This is a genomic window from Amycolatopsis sp. cmx-11-12 (genome assembly GCF_046269425.1).
In the GTDB taxonomy this organism is placed as follows: Bacteria; Actinomycetota; Actinomycetes; order Mycobacteriales; family Pseudonocardiaceae; genus Amycolatopsis.
The window spans coordinates 434,137-454,392 of sequence record NZ_JADNQM010000001.1 but is presented as its reverse complement, the minus strand read 5'-3'; the positions used below and the strand labels follow the sequence as shown (position 1 = coordinate 454,392).

General features: G+C 69.7%; 17 protein-coding genes. 8 read left to right on the top strand and 9 right to left on the bottom strand.

The genetic code is table 11. From position 1 onward, the window contains the following. Positions 1-39: 39 nt before the first annotated feature. The gene (locus ACLARN_RS02155) at positions 40-411 is read left to right on the top strand and encodes a VOC family protein (protein ID WP_409489584.1); all 372 of its coding nucleotides are present in this window, start codon (positions 40-42) and stop codon (positions 409-411) included. A 16-nt stretch (positions 412-427) separates the two neighbouring features. Here ACLARN_RS02155 and ACLARN_RS02150 read toward each other — a convergent pair whose 3' ends face one another. Next, positions 428-1,555, bottom strand: a complete 1,128-nt coding sequence (locus ACLARN_RS02150; protein ID WP_409489583.1) for a DUF6236 family protein — start codon at positions 1,553-1,555, stop codon at positions 428-430. 49 nt (positions 1,556-1,604) lie between these two features. Next, positions 1,605-2,060: a MarR family winged helix-turn-helix transcriptional regulator gene (locus tag ACLARN_RS02145; protein ID WP_409489582.1), complete on the bottom strand. Its 456-nt coding sequence runs from the start codon at positions 2,058-2,060 to the stop codon at positions 1,605-1,607. 63 nt (positions 2,061-2,123) lie between these two features. Between ACLARN_RS02145 and ACLARN_RS02140 the strand changes: the two genes are divergently transcribed. Together ACLARN_RS02140 and ACLARN_RS02135 are read left to right on the top strand one after the other, a co-directional pair. Then, entirely contained in the window at positions 2,124-2,492 is a 369-nt protein-coding gene (locus ACLARN_RS02140) for a MarR family transcriptional regulator (protein ID WP_409489581.1), read from the top strand. A gap of 60 nt (positions 2,493-2,552) precedes the next feature. After that, positions 2,553-3,359: a dioxygenase gene (locus ACLARN_RS02135; protein WP_409489580.1), complete on the top strand. Its 807-nt coding sequence runs from the start codon at positions 2,553-2,555 to the stop codon at positions 3,357-3,359. Here the strand turns inward: ACLARN_RS02135 and ACLARN_RS02130 are convergent. After that, entirely contained in the window at positions 3,356-4,510 is a 1,155-nt protein-coding gene (locus ACLARN_RS02130) for an MFS transporter (RefSeq protein WP_409489579.1), read from the bottom strand. The genes ACLARN_RS02135 and ACLARN_RS02130 overlap by 4 nt on opposite strands. Before the next feature lie 102 nt (positions 4,511-4,612). Between ACLARN_RS02130 and ACLARN_RS02125 the strand changes: the two genes are divergently transcribed. Continuing rightward, complete coding sequence (locus ACLARN_RS02125; protein ID WP_409489578.1) at positions 4,613-5,806, top strand: ROK family transcriptional regulator; 1,194 nt, start codon at positions 4,613-4,615, stop codon at positions 5,804-5,806. 352 nt (positions 5,807-6,158) lie between these two features. On the opposite strand, the gene ACLARN_RS02120 is transcribed toward ACLARN_RS02125, so the two are convergent. Next, entirely contained in the window at positions 6,159-9,539 is a 3,381-nt protein-coding gene (locus ACLARN_RS02120) for a PE-PGRS family protein (protein ID WP_409489577.1), read from the bottom strand. 194 nt (positions 9,540-9,733) lie between these two features. After that, positions 9,734-10,735, bottom strand: a complete 1,002-nt coding sequence (locus tag ACLARN_RS02115; protein WP_409489576.1) for a hypothetical protein — start codon at positions 10,733-10,735, stop codon at positions 9,734-9,736. Positions 10,736-11,006: 271 nt separating this feature from the next. Here ACLARN_RS02115 and ACLARN_RS02110 point away from each other — a divergent pair, with 271 nt between their 5' ends. From ACLARN_RS02110 to ACLARN_RS02100, 3 genes are read left to right on the top strand one after another with little or no spacing between them, the layout of a single operon-like run. After that, a complete protein-coding gene (locus tag ACLARN_RS02110; RefSeq protein WP_409489575.1) occupies positions 11,007-12,203 on the top strand; it encodes an AI-2E family transporter in 1,197 nt (398 codons plus the stop codon). Next, entirely contained in the window at positions 12,200-13,366 is a 1,167-nt protein-coding gene (gene macS / locus ACLARN_RS02105; RefSeq protein ID WP_409489574.1) for a MacS family sensor histidine kinase, read from the top strand. The genes ACLARN_RS02110 and macS overlap by 4 nt, the downstream gene beginning before the upstream one ends. Further along, a complete protein-coding gene (locus tag ACLARN_RS02100; RefSeq protein ID WP_409489573.1) occupies positions 13,363-14,022 on the top strand; it encodes a response regulator in 660 nt (219 codons plus the stop codon). Before macS ends, ACLARN_RS02100 begins: the two co-directional genes overlap by 4 nt. Positions 14,023-14,199: 177 nt before the next feature. Here the strand turns inward: ACLARN_RS02100 and ACLARN_RS02095 are convergent, their stop codons facing one another. Continuing rightward, positions 14,200-15,168, bottom strand: coding sequence for a hypothetical protein (locus ACLARN_RS02095; RefSeq protein WP_409489572.1), 969 nt, complete (start codon positions 15,166-15,168; stop codon positions 14,200-14,202). A gap of 147 nt (positions 15,169-15,315) precedes the next feature. Between ACLARN_RS02095 and ACLARN_RS02090 the strand changes: the two genes are divergently transcribed. Further along, positions 15,316-15,978, top strand: coding sequence for a DUF1707 domain-containing protein (locus ACLARN_RS02090; RefSeq protein ID WP_409489571.1), 663 nt, complete (start codon positions 15,316-15,318; stop codon positions 15,976-15,978). Here ACLARN_RS02090 and ACLARN_RS02085 read toward each other — a convergent pair. The 3 genes from ACLARN_RS02085 to ACLARN_RS02075 form a co-directional block, all read right to left on the bottom strand. After that, positions 15,975-17,393, bottom strand: a complete 1,419-nt coding sequence (locus ACLARN_RS02085; protein ID WP_409489570.1) for an MFS transporter — start codon at positions 17,391-17,393, stop codon at positions 15,975-15,977. The two genes, ACLARN_RS02090 and ACLARN_RS02085, sit on opposite strands and share 4 nt — an antisense overlap. A gap of 105 nt (positions 17,394-17,498) precedes the next feature. Continuing rightward, positions 17,499-19,133 (bottom strand): phosphoenolpyruvate--protein phosphotransferase, encoded by a 1,635-nt coding sequence (gene ptsP, locus ACLARN_RS02080; RefSeq protein ID WP_409489569.1) that lies wholly within the window; start codon positions 19,131-19,133, stop codon positions 17,499-17,501. A 68-nt stretch (positions 19,134-19,201) separates the two neighbouring features. Next, positions 19,202-20,062 carry a ribokinase gene (locus ACLARN_RS02075; RefSeq protein WP_409489568.1) on the bottom strand — a complete coding sequence of 287 codons (861 nt, stop codon included), beginning with the start codon at positions 20,060-20,062 and terminating at the stop codon, positions 19,202-19,204. Positions 20,063-20,256 lie beyond the last annotated feature (194 nt).

The window sequence follows — 20,256 nt, the reverse complement described above, 5'->3', positions numbered from 1 at the left end:
GTGGCCGGTGTTCCTCTTTCCATTCCGAAAGGACCTGCCGTGCAGTTCGTCTCCGTCCGCGTGATCAGCAACGATGTCGCCCGCCTCGCCGGGTTCTACGAGAAGGTGACCGGCATCGACGCGCGATGGCGCTCCGAGCAGTTCGCCGAAATCGCCGGCCCTTCGTGCACCCTCGCCATCGGCAGCGCCGAGACGATGACCCTGTTCGGCGCGGGCGCCGCGGTGCCCGAGTCGAACCGGACCGCGATCCTCGAGTTCCGGGTCGAGGACGTCGACCGGGAGTGCGAACAGCTGGCCGACCTGGCCGAAATCGTGCAGAAGCCGACCACGATGCCGTGGGGGAACCGGTCCCTGCTGTTCCGCGACCCCGACGGCAACCTGGTGAACTACTTCACGCCGAGCGCGCCGTAGTTCCGGACGAAGGCGGTCAGAGCCTGCGGTCGGCGGCCATCAGGTACGCCACTGGCGAAGACGTGATCGCGGCCTGGCGGGCTTTGAAGCGGCCCGCCAGGTAAGGCACGACAGCTATCGCGGCGGCCGTGCCGGCGAGTGCCGCCTGTCCGCCTGCCGCGGCGAGGCCACCACCGAGAACCGTGCCGGCGGCGACGCCGAGGTCAAGCCGGAGTTCCAGCACGCCAGTAGTCGACTCGACGCCAAGACCGCGAAGCGCCCTTCGCAACTCGTCCAAGTGAGGCTTGGTCTTGCTGCGGTACAGGGACTTCAGATGGGCGTCGGCGAATTCGACATTCTCCACCGTCGCGATCTCGCCCAGCTCGTCAGCCAGATCAGCGATGTGCCCGCGGAACGCGGTCAGCTCGGCCGTATACCTTTCCCGAAATCTGATCAGACTGGCGACCGGCACCTCAGCCAGACGGTCGGGCTTGATCACCGCTTGCAGTGCCACGTGGGCGAAAGCGCTTTCGGGGTCGGGTAACGCGGGGACGGGGCCGTCTTCGAAGAGCAGTTCAGCCAAGCGGTCCAAGGCTCCGGCCGCTTTGTGCATGCGACTGTCATCCGTCACCGGTGAGATCCGATTGTGTCGGGCGATCGCGTCGGCGAGTGTGGCCAGGTAGACCGAAGCCAGCACCGGATTCATTCCCAGCCATGGGCCGTGAGGCAGCCCCAGACGCCGTCCCACAAGCTGGTTTCGCAGTGCGTCGCCGATCTTACTCTCCCGAGCACCGCAATAGACCCAGGTGAGGTTTTTCGGAGCACCCGCGAGCCCGAAGCCAGAGTTACTCGCAGGCGCCCCGTAACTCCCGACATCTTCCCGCCAGTTGTCCTGGTTCAGCCCGTGCCGCTTGCTGATCCGGCCGCCATAGGCGTCCAAGACATCGCCGAAAGTGTTCGCCACCGCGGTCAGATCGTGCTGGCTTGGTGAGATTGTCTTGAGCAGATCCGTCTCGTTGACGACCTGCCGAACCAAATCACTGTCCCGATCATCGACATCGCGTGCCCGCACTCGCGCAACTGAGTCCCACGTGAGCAAGGAAAGCTTGACCCACTTGTCGTCCTGGAAGTGCATCCACGGGTAATAGATCGCATTGACCTGCACACCGAACCATAACGCCGTCGACGGCGACTGGCGCCAAATCAGCGAAGTCCTACCCGAGCGCGCCGTAGTTCCGGACGAAGGCGGTCAGCAGCCGGGCGAACTCGCGACGGTCTTCGTCCGGCCAGTCCGCCATCGCCTCGGCGAACACCGAGCGGCGGAACTCGTGCATGCGTGTCACCTCGGCGCGTCCGCTGTCGGTGAGCACCAGGACGGCGCGGCGGCCGTCACGCTGATCGGCTTCACGCCGGAGGAAGCCACCCTCGACGGCCCGCGCGACCAGACGGCTCGCGCGCGGCTGGTCGATGGTCAGCGCCGCCGCGAGGCTGGTGACCGTGCCCGGCTCGCCGCTCTCCTCGGCCGCCTCGACAGCGTCGAGCAGTCCCTGAACGGCCTGGTCCGGCATCGATTCGGCACGATCGCGGGCGAGTTTCGACAGCGACCGCCTCGCCTGGCTCCGCCGGATGGCGATCATCGCGCGTTCCACGTCCGCCACGGCGTCCGTCATTGCTCACCCTCACCAAGTGGATGTACTTTTACATATAGTTGCTGTCGACATGAAGGAGTATCCATGAAACCCATCGGCTTCTGGTTCGCCCACCTTCATCAGGCCCTCGAATCCTCCCTCGACCGGATCCTCGCCGTCGAGGCGCTGACCCGCCGCCATTGGCAGGTCCTCAACACGATCGACGGTGGCGACCGGGTCGACGAGGCACTGTCACCGTTCGGCGAGCACCAGGAGACCGTCACGGACCTGCGCGCTCGCGGCTGGATCGACGACCGGGACGGCCTGACCCCGACCGGACGGGAGGCGCACGCCCGGATCAAGACCGAAGTCGGCAAGTTCCGCGCACGCGTGACCGAAGGCATCGGCGACGACGACTACCGGACGACCGTCGGCGTACTGGAACGCATGGCGGCGAACCTCGCCCGGGAATAAGGCGGAACACCGCGGCGTCGTCTATCCTGGTAGTTGAAAGTTCAAACACCTGGAGCTGACATGACCCCGGTGCTTTACCTCAGCCACGGCGCACCGCCGCTCGCCGACGACGCCACCTGGACCCGGCAGCTCGCCGGCTGGTCGGTGGACCTCGAAAAGCCGAAGGCGATCCTCGTCGTCTCCGCGCACTGGGAAGAGGCACCGCTGACCCTCGGCGCCACCACCACGGTGCCGTTGGTCTACGACTTCTGGGGTTTCCCCGATCGCTACTACCAGGTGAAATACGCCGCGCCCGGCGCTCCCGAGCTGGCGGACAAGGTGCGGAAACTCCTGCGCTCGACGCATCCTGTGCACGAAGCCCCGGACCGAGGTCTCGACCACGGCGCGTATGTCCCACTCGTGGAGATGTACCCGGACGCCGACATTCCGGTGCTTCAGGTGTCCATGCCGTCGCTGGACCCGCGGGAGCTGTTCGACCTCGGCCGGAAACTCGCGCCGCTGCGTGACGAAGGCGTGCTGATCATCGGCAGCGGCTTCTTCACGCACAACCTGAGCGCGATGAGCCAGACCGACGGCACCGATGGCGCGCCGCCGTCGTGGTCGAGCGGATTCGACCACTGGGGTGCGGAAACCCTGCGCGAGGGCGACCTCGACGCGTTGCTGGACTTCCAGCACAAGGCGCCCGCCGCGGCCATCGCGCACCCCAGGATCGAGCACTTCGCGCCGCTGTTCGTCTCGCTCGGCGCGAGTTCTTCCGAAGGAAAGGGCGAGACTGCGCCGATGAGTCCTCGGCGGGAATACGTACCTCGGACTGTCATCGACGGCTACTGGCACGGCCTCGCCAAGCGTTCCCTCCAGTTCGGCTAGCGGGACCGGAGCACTCCGGCGCCCGCCACCAGCCCGAGCGCCAGCAGCGTGACCAGCCCGAAGGACACCGTCAGCGACGTCAGGTCGGCGATGCCGCCGATCAGCGACGGCGCGACGAGCCCGGACGAATAGGTGATGGTCGCGACGCCCGCGATCGACTGGCTCGGCGTCGGCCCGCTGCGTCCGGCCGCCGCGAAGGCGAGCGGCACGACGACGGAGACACCGAGCCCGATCAACGCGAACCCGGCCATCGCCATCACCGGATGCGTGGCCAGCACGACCAGCAGCCCGCCCGCCGTCGCCAGGACACCGCCCGCGCGGACCGTGCTGACCGAGCCGAAACGCCTCACCAGCGCGTCACCGGACAGGCGGGCCACCGCCATCGTGCAGGTGAACGCGGTGGTCGACGCCGCCGCGATACCGGGCGACGTGCCGAGGACGTCACGCAGGTAGACGGCGGACCAGTCCAGGCTCGCGCCTTCGGCGAAGACGGCGCAGAACGCGACGGCGCCGATGATCACGGCCGACTTCGGCGGCAACGCGAACCTCGGCGGCGGGTTCTCGTCGGGCGCGCTGCGGACGTCGAGCACACCCTGGCAGATGAGCACTCCGGCGACGGTGAGCACGGCGGACGCGATCGCCAGATGCACCCGGGCGTCCAGCGCGGCGTGCGCGGCGAGCGCTCCGGCGGCGGATCCCACGAGCGCGCCCGTGGTCCACATGCCGTGCAGGCCCGACATGACCGACTTGCCCATCTTCTCCTCGACGTCGACACCGAGCGCGTTCATCAGCACGTCCGAGGTACCTGCGGCGGTACCCATGACGAAGAGCGCGGCGCACAGGGCGACGAGGTTTCCCGCGAGGGCGGGGAGGATCAGCGCCAGCGTCCAGTACGCGAGCAGGATCCGCAGCCCCTGGCGGCCGCCGAGCCGATGCCCGATGCGCGCCGCGAGCGGCATGGTGAGCGAGGCACCGATGGCGGGGAAGGCGAGCGCGAGGCCGAGCTGGCCGGCGCTGATCCCCGCGTGTTCCTGGATCCACGGGATCCGGGTGGCGAAACTGCCGGTCACCGCGCCGTGCACGGCGAAGATGGCGGCGGTGGCGACCCGCGCCTGCCGCACCCGCCGCGTCGGCCCGGCAACGGTTTCCACTGCACTACTCACTGGGCCCCCAAGGTCCACAAGACGACTCGACGGCGCTAGCGTAAACTATCAGGAAGGGAACCTGATAATTAATTCTGGGAGGATCTGCCGGTGAGTGTCATCCGGATGCCGTCCGCCTCCCCGAGCACGGCGCGGGCCATCAACGACCGTCTCGCCCTCGACCTGCTCCAGCGCGAGGGTTCACTGACGGCCACACAGCTCAAGACGTTGACCGGGCTCTCCCGGCCGACCGTCGCCGACCTCGTCGAGCGCCTTCAGGACGCCGGGCTGATCTCCGTCGTCGGCGAAGCGGGCGCCGAACGCCGCGGGCCGAACGCGAAGCTGTACGGCATCGTCGCCGAACGCGCGTACCTCGCCGGGCTCGACGTCCGCACGCACGGCATGGCCGTTTCGGTCGCGGACCTGCTGGGACAGACCCGTGCGGAGGCCTCGCTGCCGTTCGACCTGGACGTCGACACCGACGTGGCCGTCGAGCGCGCGATCGCCCTGCTGGAGGCGACCACCGCCGAGGCGGGCGCGACCACGCTGGACACGATCGCCGTCGGTGCGCCCGGTCTGGTCGACCCGGCGACCGGGGGACTGCGGCCCGCCGGGGGATTGCCCGCGTGGCACGGAAAACTCGTCGTCGAACTCCGGCGACGGCTGGGCATCCCGGTGCTGCTGGAGAACGAGGTCAACCTCGCGGCCGCCGCCGAACAACGGCTCGGCGCCGCCCGCGACCGGGACACGTTCGTCCTGCTGTGGCTCGGTTTCGGCGTCGGCGCGGCCGTCGTCCTCGACGGTTCGCTGCGACGGGGTGCGTCGGGCGGCGCGGGAGAGATCGGGTTCCTGCCGACGCTGGGACCCGGACGGCTCCCGACGGCGACCGATTGCGACGGCGGCTTCCACACCCTGGCGGGCAGCGCCGCGATCTGCGAACTGGCTCGCGAACACGGCATCGCGGCTTCGCCCGCCGACAACGCCGCCGCGGCCGCGGCGGCCGTGAGAGACGCGATCGAAACCGGCTCGGAGGCGTTCCTGGAGATCGTCGCGGAACGGATCGCGATCGGCGCGGCCGCGGTCACGGCGGTGCTGGATCCGGGCTGCGTCGTACTCGGCGGCGAAATCGGCCGCGCGGGCGGCGACGCGCTGGCGGCCGGGGTGAGCCGACGGCTCGCGGAGATCTCGCCGCTGCGGACCGAGGTGCGGGCGGGGACCGTCGGCGGGGGCGCGGTACTGGAGGGTGCGGTGCTGACCGCGATGGGCGCGGCTCAGGACGCGCTGTTCGCGACTGGCTCGGACTGACCGAGTACCCGGCGGTTCGCTCACCGCATGGCCTCGGCTGATGTTCCCAATGTCGCATTAGAGACGCTGAGCGTCTCAAATGTGGCATTGGGAACGTCCGGCCTCGATTGCGAGACACGCGCCAGCCGACCGCCTGCCTGTCGCGATTGGCAAATGGGGTTATCGACGCGAGCCAGCAGAATGTCCTGAAGGGCTGGAGCGAAAGAGCGGTGCTGGACAGCGCAGACGGCTCTCCCCAAGTACATGAAGGAGGCCTTCATGTACTCACGACAAAAGGAAGCGGGCCCGGGAGTGACTCCCGGGCCCGCTTCGGTCATTCGGTTCATTCAGTGGCGCTAGCCGACTGGCAGGTTCACATGGTGTGGAACTTCTTGCCGGTCAGGGTGCCGATGAAACGCTGGAACATGCTCAGCGGCGACGAGTCGACGCCCGCCAGAGCCGGAACCTGCGCGGTCGGCATCGCCGGGGTGCCGCTCACGACGGGCAGGGTGCCCGAGGTGGGCAGCTGCACCGGCAGCGAGCCCGCGGTCGGCAGGGCGCCGGCCGTGGGGAGGGCGCCGGCCGTGGGGAGGGCCACCGGCAGGCCACCGGCGGTCGGCAGAGCACCCGCGGTCGGGAGCGCCACCGGCAGGCCACCGGCGGTCGGCAGAGCACCCGCGGTCGGGAGCGCCACCGGCAGGCCACCGGCGGTCGGCAGAGCACCCGCGGTCGGGAGCGCCACCGGCAGGCCACCGGCGGTGGGCAGGCCCGGGAGGGCGGGCAGCTGCGCGACCTTGGGGGCGTCCGCACGAGCGGCGCCACCCGGCAGGGCCGGGGTCTTCGGCAGGGCCGGGACACCGGGCAGGGCCGGGGTGACGGGCAGCTCGGGCAGTTCCGACTTCGGCAGAGCCGTCGGGACGGCGGTCAGCTGCTTCAGCGCGGTCAGGCCGGCCACCTGCACCGGCAGGGTGCCCACCTGGGGACCGTCGGCGCGGGCGCCACCGATCGCCGGGGTGGTCGGCAGGGTGCCGGCACCGTTCAGCGACGGCACCGCGGGAGCCGCCGGGGCCGCGGGCAGTGCCGCCGCGCCGAAGGGCAGCGTGGGCAGCGCGTCGATCGGCATCTCCGAACCGACCGAGTCGGTGAAGGCGCGGCTGTAGTCCTCGCCGTTGATCTCGGTGAGGTCCGTGGTGGTCGACTCCGCGATGGCCAGCACCGGGATCTCGTGGCTGTCCAGCGGGATCACGAAGATGAACGGGTGGTGGAAGTTGAACCCGGAAAGGGCCTCTCCACTGCCGTCCGTGATGCTGTCGCCGCCGACCTGGCCGAGGGTGACGTTGTCCGACGTGGTCTTCGAAACGCCACCGAGCGCGGCGATCGCGTTGCCGAACAGCTTGGCGTCCACGGCGGTCGGGAGGTCGAGGATGTTGCCCGACAGCGATCCGTCGAGGCCCGAAGTCTCGACGTCCCCGCCCGAAGCGGCGTCGATGGTGTCGGTGCCCTGGGCGGTCGCGATGCCCGCGACCGAAACCGCGTCGTGCGCGAACGGCACCACCGGCAGCAGCTGCGGGCCGACGATGTTGCCCGCGACCGCGCCGTTGTCCCCGTTGGTGGTGGCGTCGCCACCGGCCGACGACACGACGTCGTTGACGCTGGTGCCCTCGGCGATACCCGCACCGGCGATGCCGTGACCCGTGATCGGGATCGCGCCACCGATCGGCGACTGGACGATGTTGCCCGCCAGCGCGCCGTTCTCACCGGTGGCGGTGGCGTCGCCACCCGCGTTGGAGTCGGTCAGGTTCGAGCCGGTGCCCGAAGCGATCCCGCCGAGCACCGCGGCGAAGTTGTGCGCCTGGACCGGCAGGGAGACCGGGCCGTAGACCAGGTTGCCCGAGCCCGCGCCACCGTCACCGGTCGCGTGGACGTCGTGCCCGGCGTTGGAGGTGGTGTCGCCGTCGGCGGCACCGTGGCCCTGGCCGATGAACGCGCCACCGATCCCGAACGCCTGCACCGGCAGCGAAACCGGCACGGTGCCCAGGTTGGAGCTGAGGAAGCCGTTGTCGTCGGCGGTGTTCCCGCCGCCGCCACCGGAGACGACCTTGGTCTCTTCGGCCGAGGCGGTGCTCTGGCCGATGAACGAGCCACCGACGCCGAAGATCTCGGCCGGAACCGCGGCCGGGACCTGGACGATGTTGCCCGAGCCGGACGAGTCGTTGCCCGTGGTGCCGTCGTAGCCGCCGGCGGTCACGGTCTTCGTCTCGGACGCCTCGGCGGTCGCCTGTCCGATGTGCGAGCCGGCGACGCCGAACACCTCGGGGGCCAGCGCGGCCTGGGTGTTGACGACGTTGCCCGCCAGGGTGGAGTCGTCACCCGTGGTGTGGCTGCCGTTGCCGGCGTTCGCGTCGACGGTGTTCTCGCACGACGCGACGTTGGCGCTGCCGATGTAGGTGCCCGCGATGCAGGTCACCTCGACGGGTGCGGCCACGGCCGGGTCGACGATGTTGCCGCCACCGGCGGAGCCTTCGCCCTCGCTGCTGACGAACCCACCGGCGTCGACGACGCTGGACTGGCTGGTCCCGCCGTCCGTGCCGGTGTTGGCGAGGCCGATCCAGCTGGCGGCCACGCCGCCGACGTTCGCGACGTCCGCGGTCTGCGGCACGATCGCGTTACCCGCGACGGCCGAGTCCTCGCCGGAGGTCTGCACGTAGCTGGGAACGTTGCTCCAGCCGGGGGTGGTGTCACCCGCGGTGGCGTCCGCCGAGGAGCTGCTGTTGGAGTTCGCGAGCGAACCCCACGCGGCGGCGGCGTTGTCGTTGAACTTCACCGGGAGGGCGATCGGCACCGCGCCGACGTTGCCGCCGAGGGCGGAGTCGTCACCGTCGGTCTCGATCCAGCCGCCGGAGGTGGCGTCGGTCTCGGCCTCGTAGCCGGAGCTGTTGGCGTTGCCGAGGATCCAGGACGCGGCGTTGCCGGTGACCTGGACCGGGGTGGCGAACTGACCGGCCACCACGTTGCCGGAGGTGGCGGAGCCCTCTCCGTCCGTGGTGATGTTGCCGGTCTCGGTGGTGCTCTGGCTGGCGGAACCGCCGACCACGCGACCGGTGCCGCCGGCGAGCCCGCCGCCGTTGCCGGCGATCTGCACGGGCAGCGCCCAGTCGAGGGACACGACGTTCCCGGCGAGGCTGGAGCCCTCACCGGTGGTCTCGATGTCCTGGTTGTGCGACCAGGTCTGCTGGTGGTCGCCACCCTGGACCTCGGCGTCGCCGAGCACGCCGATGGCGTTGTCGACGATCTGGATCGGGACGACGACGTCACCGACGACCTTGTTGCCCTTGAGGATGTCGTCCGTGGTGGTGAACCCACCCGGAGTCGTCCCGCCGCTGATCTGGCGGGCCGAGTCCTTGGCGGCCAGCGGGGCAGGGACGGCGTTCTTGCCGGAGAGGCTGGGGAGCCCTCCGCCGATGCCGTCGGTGCCGCTGCCCGGCGAGGAAGCCGAGTCCACCGCGTCCGAGACGGGCTTGGTGACGGCCTTGGTGCTGACCTCACCCTCGTAGCCGGGGAGGTCGATCTGGCCGAGGGGCGTGCCAACGGCGTTGTTGTCGATCTCGAGGGGAACGGTGACGTTCGCGTCGAGCGGGGAGGCAGGGGCGTCGGGGTTGACATTTTCCTGCGCCGAGGCGATGCCGGTGCCCAGCATCAACAACCCACCCGTGACCAACGCGGTCTGGAGTCCGCGCTTTGTCCAGGAATGCATGGGGTTTTTCTCCTTCATTTCGGGTTCCCTTTCGGGTTCAGAGAGGTGCCTTAGAAGCGGCACCAGAGGGGGGTGGAGCGATTGCGGGCGCACAAATGCGCACCGCCGTTTCGCGGGGGATCAGGAGCGGACGCGAAGCCAAGCCCGGAATCAGGAGGCGTGAGGCGCGTCGGCTACCCCGCGGAGGGAGGTGTTCAGTCGGGAGTGACGCCGGGCTGCGAGCCCGGGGTGAGCGGCATGTACCGCGTGCCTGCCAGCGAGTAGCCGGTCAGGGAACGCTCGGCGGCCGAGACGAGCCAGGCGGGAACGCCATGGGTCAGGCCGTCGAGGTGACCACCGGGGGCGTTGCCGCCACCGGGGACAGTCGGGATGGACGGCGCGACGGGAAGCGGCGCCGGGGTGACCGGACGCGGGAAGTCACCACGGTGACCGTCGCGTGCCGGAGCGTCCTCGACCTGATCGAAGGCACCGTGCTGCTGCACGAGGGCCGGCATCGGGAGGACGGTTTCGGGAGAAGCGGGGAACTGGTTCGTCGCCAGCTGGGCGAAGTCGGTGACCTGATCACCGGCGCCGATGGTGTCCAGCGGCGAGTTCGGGTCGACCGGACCGCCGCCGACCGGAAGTGCCGGGACGAGGTCGCCGTGTCCGTTCGGGTCGAGGAGGTCCCAGACCTTGCGGCCGAAGTCAGGCGACGGGGCGAACGTCTCGTCCAGCACCTGGCGGGTGTCCTGCGGCTTGCGCACGACGTGCTCGACAGCGCCGAGGGTCCGCTTGACCGGGGTGACCACCGAGTTGTCCGCGAAGTCGGTGACCGCGTCGCTGACACGGGTGGAGACCTCGTGCCCATCGGCGCGGATGTCGCCGCAGTGGTGCTTCGACCCGTTCTTCCCCGGCATCGACCACGTGGTGGCTTCCTGGTGGCGGTCGCCGCACATCGCTCCGGCGACATCGCCGGAGAACTTGCCCGTGCCTTGCGAAACGTCGTTCAGCCCGGCCACGGTGGCGTCGGTGACCGGGGTGACGCTCGTTTCGGGAGCGGAGACCACCGGGGTGACGTCGGCCGAAGCGGAAGCACCGGACACGACCCACGCCGCGGCGGAACCGGCGACAGCGCCGCCGAGGACGAACAGCGCACGCGAAGCGAGACGGCCGAAGCGCGCCGCGCCCCGCCCCTCGTTCTTCGCCGCGTTCGTCACTCGGTCTCCTGTCGCTTCGGTTTCGTCGTTGCGGGACCGAGGTAAGCAAAGTGCGGAAGGCCCGCGCGACTTTGAAACACCTTGATGGCACGATCGTGTGAAGAACACAGGGTGTAGCCCGAAATTACGATCAGTGATCAATGCTGGCGGGGCCCGGTTACTCCTGAGTCGATCACCGGGCGGTGTGTCAAGCGTCGCTTCGGGCGAATTCGACTCGTGCGCGTTGCCCGGAATGCTCAAGAACGTCGTCCCGGACCGATACGGTGAGCGCGTGAGCGAGCCCCAGCGCAAACAGCCGGAATTCGACCCGGCGAACCCTTTCCTCTCCGAATCCACCGAAGACGTCACCAACCTGGTGCCCCGCGGCCTGCGGATCGGCGCCGCGTTGTCGTGGCGGTTCATCGTGGTGATCGCCGCGCTCTACGTCATCGTGTTCCTGATCGGCTACCTGTCGGTGGTCGTCATCCCGCTGTCGATCGCGCTGCTGCTCGCCGCGCTGCTCGCGCCCGCGGTGTCGAAACTGATGCTGCTGAAGTTCCCGCGCGGGCTCGCGGCCGGGATCGTGCTGATCGCGGGGCTCGCGGTACTCGGCGGGCTGCTGACGTTCGTCGTCGCACAGTTCTCCTCCGGCCTGCCGGAGTTGCAGAAGCAGCTGACCGAAAGCCTCAACCAGATCAAGGCCTGGCTCATCGACGGGCCGCTGCACCTGCGCCAGGAGCAGATCCAGGAGTTCATCAACCAAGCGATCGGCTTCCTGCAGAACAACCAGGCGTCGATCACCACCACCGCGCTCACCACGGCGGGCACGGTCGGCGAGATCGTCACCGGCTTCATCCTGACGCTGTTCATCCTGATCTTCTTCCTCTCCGGCGGCGACCAGATCTGGAAGTTCCTCGTCCGCGGCGTGCCCGGCCGGGTGCGCAACCGGGTCGACGTCGCCGGGCGGCGCGGGTTCGCGTCGCTGGTCAGCTACGTCCGCGCGACGGCGGCGGTGGCCGTGGTCGACGCGGTCGGCATCGGCATCGGGCTGGCGATCGTCGGCGTGCCGCTGGTGATCCCACTGGCGACGCTGGTCTTCCTCGGCGCCTTCATCCCGATCATCGGCGCCGTGATCGCCGGCGCGGTGGCCGTGCTGATCGCGCTGGTGACGAAGGGCGTCGTCGGCGCGCTGATCGTGCTGGCCATCGTCATCGGCGTCATGCAGCTGGAAAGCCACGTGCTGCAGCCGATCCTGCTCGGCCGCGCGGTGAAGCTGCACCCGCTCGCCGTGGTGCTCGCGATCACCGCCGGTCTGGTCACCGCCGGGATCGCCGGTGCGCTGCTGTCGGTGCCGTTGCTCGCGGTGCTCAACGCCGGTATCCGGTCGCTGCTGCATGAACAGGATCCCGATCCGGAGGAGATCGACGTCCTGCGGGATCAGGCGGCGCAGCCGAACGACGCCGAGAAAACGGCCGAAGCAGAGTCGTGACCAACACCCCGCTCTGGCGAGCCGTCTCGGCGCTCGGCACGCGGGACCCGGCCACTCCGCTGTGGCGCGGGGTGATCGTGCTTCGCGTGACGACGCTGCTCTTCGCGCTCGGCTCGTTCATCGTCCACTACGACGGCTACGCGAAGCAGTGGCTGGCGTGGGTGGCGTTCGGCGTGATGACGGCGTGGACGGTGCTCAGCAGCGTGTTCTACGCGCGGCCGTCGAGCCGATGGCCGTGGCTGGTCGGCGTCGATCTCGCGGTGACCGTCGTCCTCATGTTCACGTCGGCGTGGGTCCTGTCCACCGCGCAGTTCGACGCCAACACCCCACTCATCACGACGGTGTGGGCGGCGGTCCCGCCCGCGGTGGCCGGGACGCGGTTCGGCGCGCTCGGCGGGGTGTTCGCCGGGCTGGTGGTCTCGGTGGTCACCGGACTGGTGCGCTGGCGGTTCGACGTCGACGTCGCGCGGGACGGTTTCCTGCTGACCGCGAGCGGGTTCGTGATCGGGCTGGCCGCGACCATGGCCCGCCGGTCCGCGGACGCGCTGACCAGGGCGTTGCGCATGGAGGCCGCGACGGCCGAACGGGAACGGCTCGCCCGCTCGATCCACGACAGCGTCCTCCAGGTTCTCGCCAGGGTGCGCAAACGCGGCGCCGAATTCGGCGGGGAGGCCGCCGAGCTGGCGAAACTGGCCGGTGAGCAGGAGATCGCGCTGCGGGCGCTGGTCACCACCGAGCCGACCCGGCCGAGCGCGAACGGGACCACCGACCTCCGGGCCGCGCTGCAACTGCTCGCGACGCCGTCCGTGCAGGTCTCGACGCCTGCCGGTGAGGTCCGGCTGCCGGAGCACGTCACCGCGGAACTGGTGGCGGTGGCCCGCGAGGCGCTGCTGAACGTCGAGAAACACGCGGGTCCCGAAGCGCATGCTTGGGTGCTGCTGGAAGACCTCGGCACCGAGGTCGTGGTCAGCGTCCGCGACGATGGTCCCGGAATCGAGCCCGGCGAACTGGAACGAGCGGCGGCCGAGGGACATCTAGGTATCGCGGAGTCCATCAAGGGCCGCGTGCGGGATCTGGGCGGAAGCATCGCCCTGGACACCGCGCCGGGCCAGGGCACGGAATGGGAAGTCAAGGTTCCAGTCGCGGCGAGGGGAAAGCGATGACCGGTACATCCGGAGTGTCGGTGATGGTGGTCGACGACCATCCGATGTGGCGGGACGGGGTCGCCCGCGACCTGGCCGAGCACGGTTTCGACGTGCGGGCCACCGCGCCGGACGCGCCCGCCGCGGTGCGGATCGCGCGCACGGTCCAGCCGGACGTCGTGCTGATGGACCTCAACCTCGGCGAGACGTCGGGTGTCGACGCCACCCGCGAGATCACCACGGAACTGCCGTCGACCAAGGTCCTGGTGCTGTCCGCGAGCGGTGAGCACAGTGACGTCCTCGAGGCGGTGAAGGCCGGGGCGTCCGGGTACCTGGTCAAATCGGCTTCGGCGAGCGAACTGGTGGACGCGGTCAAGCGGACGGCCGCGGGGGATCCGGTGTTCACCGCCGGGCTCGCGGGACTCGTGCTCGGCGAATACCGCCGCATGGCCGACGCCCCGGACGACGGGCCGGCCCCGCCGCGGCTGACCGAACGCGAGACCGACGTCCTGCGCCTGGTCGCGAAGGGGATGACGGCGCGGCAGATCGCCGAGAAGCTCGTGCTTTCGCATCGGACGGTGGAGAACCACGTCCAGTCGACGCTGCGGAAACTCCAGCTGCACAATCGCGTCGAACTCGCCCGCTACGCCATCGAACACGGGCTGGACGAGGAGTAGAACGTATCTCCCAAACTGAAGTGGGCAGGCTGGGAGAGGACACGCGCGCGCGTCTTTATCGGCCGGAGGCCTCGGATTTGCGGAGGCGGGCCGCTGACACGGCTGAGTGAGCGACCAGCCGATGCCGCGGCCCGGCTGCGGAAATCCGAAAGCGCGCTTTGAGAGACACTGAGTAGCTCAGCCCTGGGGGACGGCCACCACCTGCCGGTTCCGGTCTGCGGGCAACGGCGTCTTGACGACCGTCCACCGCGGCCGGTCGAGGCGCCAGCTCGCGACGACGTCGGTGGCGATCACCAGTGCGTCGTCCTCGGACCATTCGATCGCGACCTGCTTGAGCGGGGTCGCGATCGGCATCGACGGCGCGTGTGTCCAGGTCAGGGTGTCGAGGGCGAGCACCCAGACGTCGGCGGTCTGCGTACTCGTCCCGGCCCAGGCGGGATCGCCGAACAGCACGGCGATCTTGTATCCGTCGCGACTCGGCACCACCTGGCCCGGCGTGCCGTTGGCCACCGGCCGTTCGACCGGCATGCGCTGATCGTTGCGCAGGTCGAGCACGGAGAACTTGGTCAGCTCGGCGAGCAGCATCCGGTCCTTGGTGACCGCCAGTACCCGCGGGAACTGGTGCACGGCGCGGCCGGTGGCGGGATCGATCAGCACGTCCTCGGCGGTGGCCGTGCCGCTGTTCACCGTGATCAGCAGGCCCTTCGACACCTCCTGGCGCACCGCCGTCGTGCAACTCGCCGGACGGCCGCGGCCGCGTTCGGCGCCGAGCAGGGAGACGTACTGGAGGCGGCAGAGGTCGTTGCCGTCGTCGCGGATCAGCCAGACGCCGCTCTCGTCGGCCGACGGGGCCACGCTGCGGGCCTTGCCCAGCTTCCACGGCTGGTTCTTGGTGTCCCCGTAGACGAATACTTCGGACGGCTCCAAGCACGACGGACCGCAGCGGGCGGCCGACAGCACGACCGGGAACTTGCCGACGCGGAGGACGTCGTTGACCCGGTCTCCGCCCGGAGCGCCGGGCAACGGCGTCGTCGCGCCGGTGGCGGGATCGAGGACCGACGGCGGCGAAGTCGCCATGACGAGCCGGAAACCGCTGTAGTCCACCGGTTCGCCTGCGAGTTTCGAAGGCTGCGAAGGTGTCGACACCGGAACGGCCTCCGGCGGGTCTAATTCGACGGTACAACCGGCCAGCAGAAGGAACGCCGCCATCAGGGCGGCACAGGGGAGAAATGCGGGTCTGTTCAGGGTATTTCCCCGATCTCGCGCGTGAGATCCGGTTCTACCATTCCCAGCATGGGCGAGGAAGAGCAGCCGACGACCGAAACCAAGCCGTTGACCGGTCGGGACATCCGGGTCTCCGACGCGGAGCGCGAACACGTCATCGAAGTACTGCAGAAGGCGATCGGCCTCGGGATGCTGAACCTCGACGAGTTCACCGAGCGGACCGACCGCGCCCTCGCCTCGAAGACCCGCGGTGAGCTGAACGCGGTGCTCACGGATCTGCCGGGGCTGGTGCATCCCGAAGCGGGAATGGTGCCGCGTCAACAGCAGAACCCGTGGGCGCCGCCCAGCCCGCACGCCTACGGCCAGCCGTCCGGACAGGTCATGGAGCTCAACGGCAAGTACTCGGCGTTGCAGCGCAACGGGAACTGGCTGGTCCCCGAGTCGATGGTGATCCGGAACAAGTACGGCGCCACGAAACTGGACTTCTCCCAGGCCGAGATCCAGCACCCGGTGGTGCATATCGAGCTACAGGCCAAGTGGGGGCCGGTGGAGATCACCATCCCCGAGAACGGCGCCGTCGACACCAACTCGATCACCGACATCAAGTTCGGCAACCTCGACGACCGGACCCGGTCGAACGGCCGCCCCGGCACGCCCCGGTTCGTCATCACCGGGCGCGTGCACGGGGGGTCGCTGATCATCAAGTACCCGCGGCGGGGCTTCTTCGGTTAGGAACCCACCGGCCGCACGTGCCGGAGGTGCCTGAGCACGAAGAAGGCGACCGCCGCCAGCACCAGCGCGGCCAGTCCGGACACCGCGTGCATCCCGCTGGCGAACGCGTCGTGCGCGGGGACAGCGTCGGCGAGCCGAGCCTGGGTGACGGCGTTGCCCAGTGTCCCGACGGTCGCGATGCCCAGCGCGTAGCCGAATTCGTTGCCGGTCTGCGACAGCGAGGCCGCCGAACCGGCCTTCTCCGGCGGCACGGAACCGACGACCAGATCCGTGCCGAGGGTGATCAGCGGGCCGCCGCACAGGCAGGTGATGGCGAAGGCGATCGACGGGATCACCGGTCCGGTACCGGCTTCGACCTGCGTCAGCAGCAGGAATCCGGCGATCGCGCCCGCCAGCCCGCCGGAGATCAGGGTCGCCGGGCGGAAGCGGCGGGCGAGGATCGGCGCGGCCAGGAAGCTGACGGTCGACGCGAGCATGCCCGGCAGCAACGCCAGCGCGGCACCGACCGGCGAAAGTTCGGCCACGATCTGGAAGAACTGCGCGACGAAGAGCATCGTCGTGCCGCCCAGCATGGTGAACGCGCACATCCCGCCGAGCGCGGTCGTGAACGCGCGGCTGCGGAACAGCTTCAGATCGATCAACGGCTCCTCGATGGAGCGCTGGCGCCGTACGAACACCACGCCGAAGCCGAGCCCGATCAGGAGCGAAGCCGCCGGGATCACGTGCACGCCGTCGCGGGCGAGTTCCTTGATGCCGTAGACCGCGGGCAGGATCGTGGCCAGTGAGAGCGCGACGCTCGGCAGGTCGATCCGGCCGGCGTTCTCGTTCCGGTACTCGGGCAGGAACTTCGGCCCGACGACCAGCAGAAGGACCATCGCGGGGACACCGAGCAGGAACACCGAACCCCACCAGAAGTGCTCCAGCAGCACGCCGCCGACCACCGGCCCGACGATCGCTCCGACGGTGAAGCAGCCCGCCCAGATGCCGATCGCGAGGGAACGCTGACGGTTGTCGAGGAACAGGTTGCTGATCAGGGCGAGCGTCGACGGCGCCAGCGTCGCACCGGCGATCCCGAGGATCACGCGGGCGGCGATGAGCATCAGCGCGCTGGTCGAGAACGCCGCCAGCACGGAGGCCAGGCCGAACGCCGTGGCACCGATGAGCAGCAGTTTCCGGCGGCCGACGCGGTCGCCGAGGGTGCCCATGGTGACCATGAACCCGGCGATCATGAAGCCGTAGACGTCCATGATCCACAGCTGCTGGGTGCTATCGGCGCCGAGGCTCTGGCTGAGTTTCGGCAGCGCGAGGATCAGCACGAACACGTCGAGGGAGACCAGGAAGGTGGGGAGGGCCAGTACGGCCAGCCCGACCCACTCCCGGCGGCCTGCCCGTGTCGGAGTCTCGGTGGTCGTCATGGTCCGGTTCCTTTCGTCGCACTTGGTGTCTTCACCAAGGCGTCGAAGCGGTGGACCGGATTTCGACATCCCCCGCCGTCCGATTCGGAGAGCGGGGGACCTTTGCTATCGCTGGGCGGCGGCCTGCCTCGCGGACACCGGGTCCGACGTGGCCAAGACCGCCTCGGCCAGTGCCTCGCATTCGGCCAGCGTCGTGGCGGCCAGGCTCGCGCCCACTGCCCGGACCGCCGGAGCGTTCATGGACAGACTCGTCAGGCCGAGCCCGGCAAGGACCAGCGCGAGCCGCGGGTCGGCGGCGGCCTCACCGCAGACACCGGCGGGTTTGCCGGTGTCCTTGGCGGCCTGGCCGATGACCTTGAGCAGGCGCAGCAGCCCCGGCTGCCACGGGTCGTTGAGCTTGGCGACCGCGCCGAGCTGGCGATCCGCGGCGAAGGTGTACTGCGCGAGGTCGTTGGTGCCGACGGAGACGAAGTCGACCGCGTCGAGGATCTCGCGGGCGGTCAGCGCGGCGGCCGGGATCTCGATCATCACGCCCGCGCGGGCGATACCGGCGGCACGGGCGCGCTCGGCGAACCACGCGGCCTCGGCGGCGGTGGCGACCATCGGCGCCATCACCGATACCTCGGCACCGGAGTCCTGTGCGGCACCCGCGATGGCCTCGAGCTGGCGGTCGAGGATCTCGGGCCGGTCGAAAGCGACACGAAGGCCGCGTACGCCGAGCGCAGGGTTGGGCTCGGCTTCGGGCTCCAGGAAGGCGAGGGGCTTGTCGGCGCCCGCGTCGAGGGTGCGGACGATGACCGGCTTGCCGCGGAACGGCGAGAGCACGGCAGTGTAGGCCTTGCGCTGCTCTTCGACACTCGGCTCGGCGGAGGCGTCGAGGTAGCAGAACTCGGTGCGGAAGAGACCGACGCCTTCGGCGCCCGCCTCGGCCGCGGCCTGGGCGTCGGTAGCGGAACCGACGTTGCCGAGCACCTTCACACGGTGGCCATCGGCGGTCGCGCCGGTGCCGTCCCAGTCGATCGCGCCGGTCTTGGCGGCCGTGACGATCTCGGCGTTCGGGTCCGCGACCTCGACCACGCCGGTGTCACCGTCCACCGCAAGCGCTTGCGCGTCGAGGGAAAGGACTCCGCGGACCGCGACGACGGCGGGGATGCCGAGCGCGCGGGCGAGGATCGCGGTGTGGCTGGTGGGGCCGCCCTCTTCGGTGACGAGCGCGAGCACCTTCTCCGGGTCGAGCCCGGCGGTGTCGGCGGGGGCGAGGTCGCGCGCGACGAGCACGCTCGGCGCGTCCAGATCGGGAACGCCAGGAGGCGCGATGCCGAGCAGTTCGGCGACGAGCCTGTCGCGCACGTCGAGCACGTCGCGGGCCCGCTCGGCCATGTAGCCGCCGGCGGCCGCGAGCGCGTCGGCGAACTTCCCCGCCGCCTGGTACACCGCACGCGGCGCGGGCAGGTTCTGGTTCTTGACCAGCTGCTCCGCCGAGGAGACGAGCGCCGGGTCGGCCGCCATCGCCGCGGTGGTGATGAGGATCGTCGCGGCCTCGCCGGTCGCGGTCTCGGCCAGCTTTTCGAGCCGGGCCGCCACGATCTGCGCGGCCGGGTCGATCCGGGCAGCCTCGGCGGCGGGATCGGCCGGTGCCGGTGTGCTCGCGGGTTCGCCGAGGGGTTCGGCGACTCGGACGACAGGACCGCTCGCGCGGCCGGGACTGACGGCGACCCCGGTCAGTGACTCAGACGGCATGGTCTAGACCATATCTCATAGGGGACGTGACCTGGCTCATAGCCAACAGCACAACACAGACGAAGACATCATTCCAGTTCGGATGCTGTCGGGTAGGACGGCTGCGCCCCCTGACGGGTCACAGTGATCGCCGCCACCTTCACCGCCTTACGAGCCGCGTCGGCCAACTCGTCGCCCTTCGCGAGCGACGTGGCGAGCGCACCCGCGAAGGCATCACCGGCACCCGTGGTGTCGACAGCCTCGACCTTCGGCGACGACACCTCCGTCACACCGTCCGCGGTCACCACCGCCGCTCCCTTCGCGCCGAGCGTCACGACAGCGGCCTTCGGACCGAGGTCGAGCAGCTTGAGGAAATCGGCCTCGCCGCCGAGGAGGAACGCCGCCTCGTGCTCGTTGACCAGCAGGACGTCGAGGTTCTCGAGTGTTTTCGCGGAAAGCTCGGCAGCCGGCGACAGGTTCAGCAGCGTCCGGACTCCGGCCTCGGCCGCCTTCGCCACGGCGTGCTCGACGGTTTCAAGTGGAATCTCCAGCGACAGCACCACGATCTCGGCGCCGTCGAGATCGATGTCCTCGGGCCGCAAACCGGAGTTGGCGCCGGGCGAGACGAGAATCGAATTCTCGCCGTCGGGCGTGACCGTGATGTACGCGATCCCGGTAGGACGCTCGCTCGTGCGCAACGGCGTCGTGTTCACCCCGGACTCGCCGAGCGAACGCTTGAGCAATTCACCGTACGGGTCGTCGCCGACCGCTCCGAGCAGGGCGACGTCGGCCCCGAGCCGGGCCGCGGCGACCGCGGTGTTGGCGCCTTTGCCACCCGGCGACAAGACCGTGTCGCCACCGAGTACGGTTTCGCCACCACCGGGTCGCCGGTCGACCGGAACGACGAGATCGGCATTGGCGGACCCGATGACCAGCACCTGAGAAGTCATGGAGGAAACCATGCCATGACCAGGAGTTGTCCGGTCATGTCCCTTCACCCGGCGAAGATGTGAAGAACTTTGTAACTTTCCCGGCGCGTAGTGCGACAATCAGGCGAGCAGCGGAACGCCGTCACTCTTTCGGGGGATAACCTTCCCCCGGGCGTCACTTCGGCGATCACGCCCGCTCTTGAGATGCGTTGCCG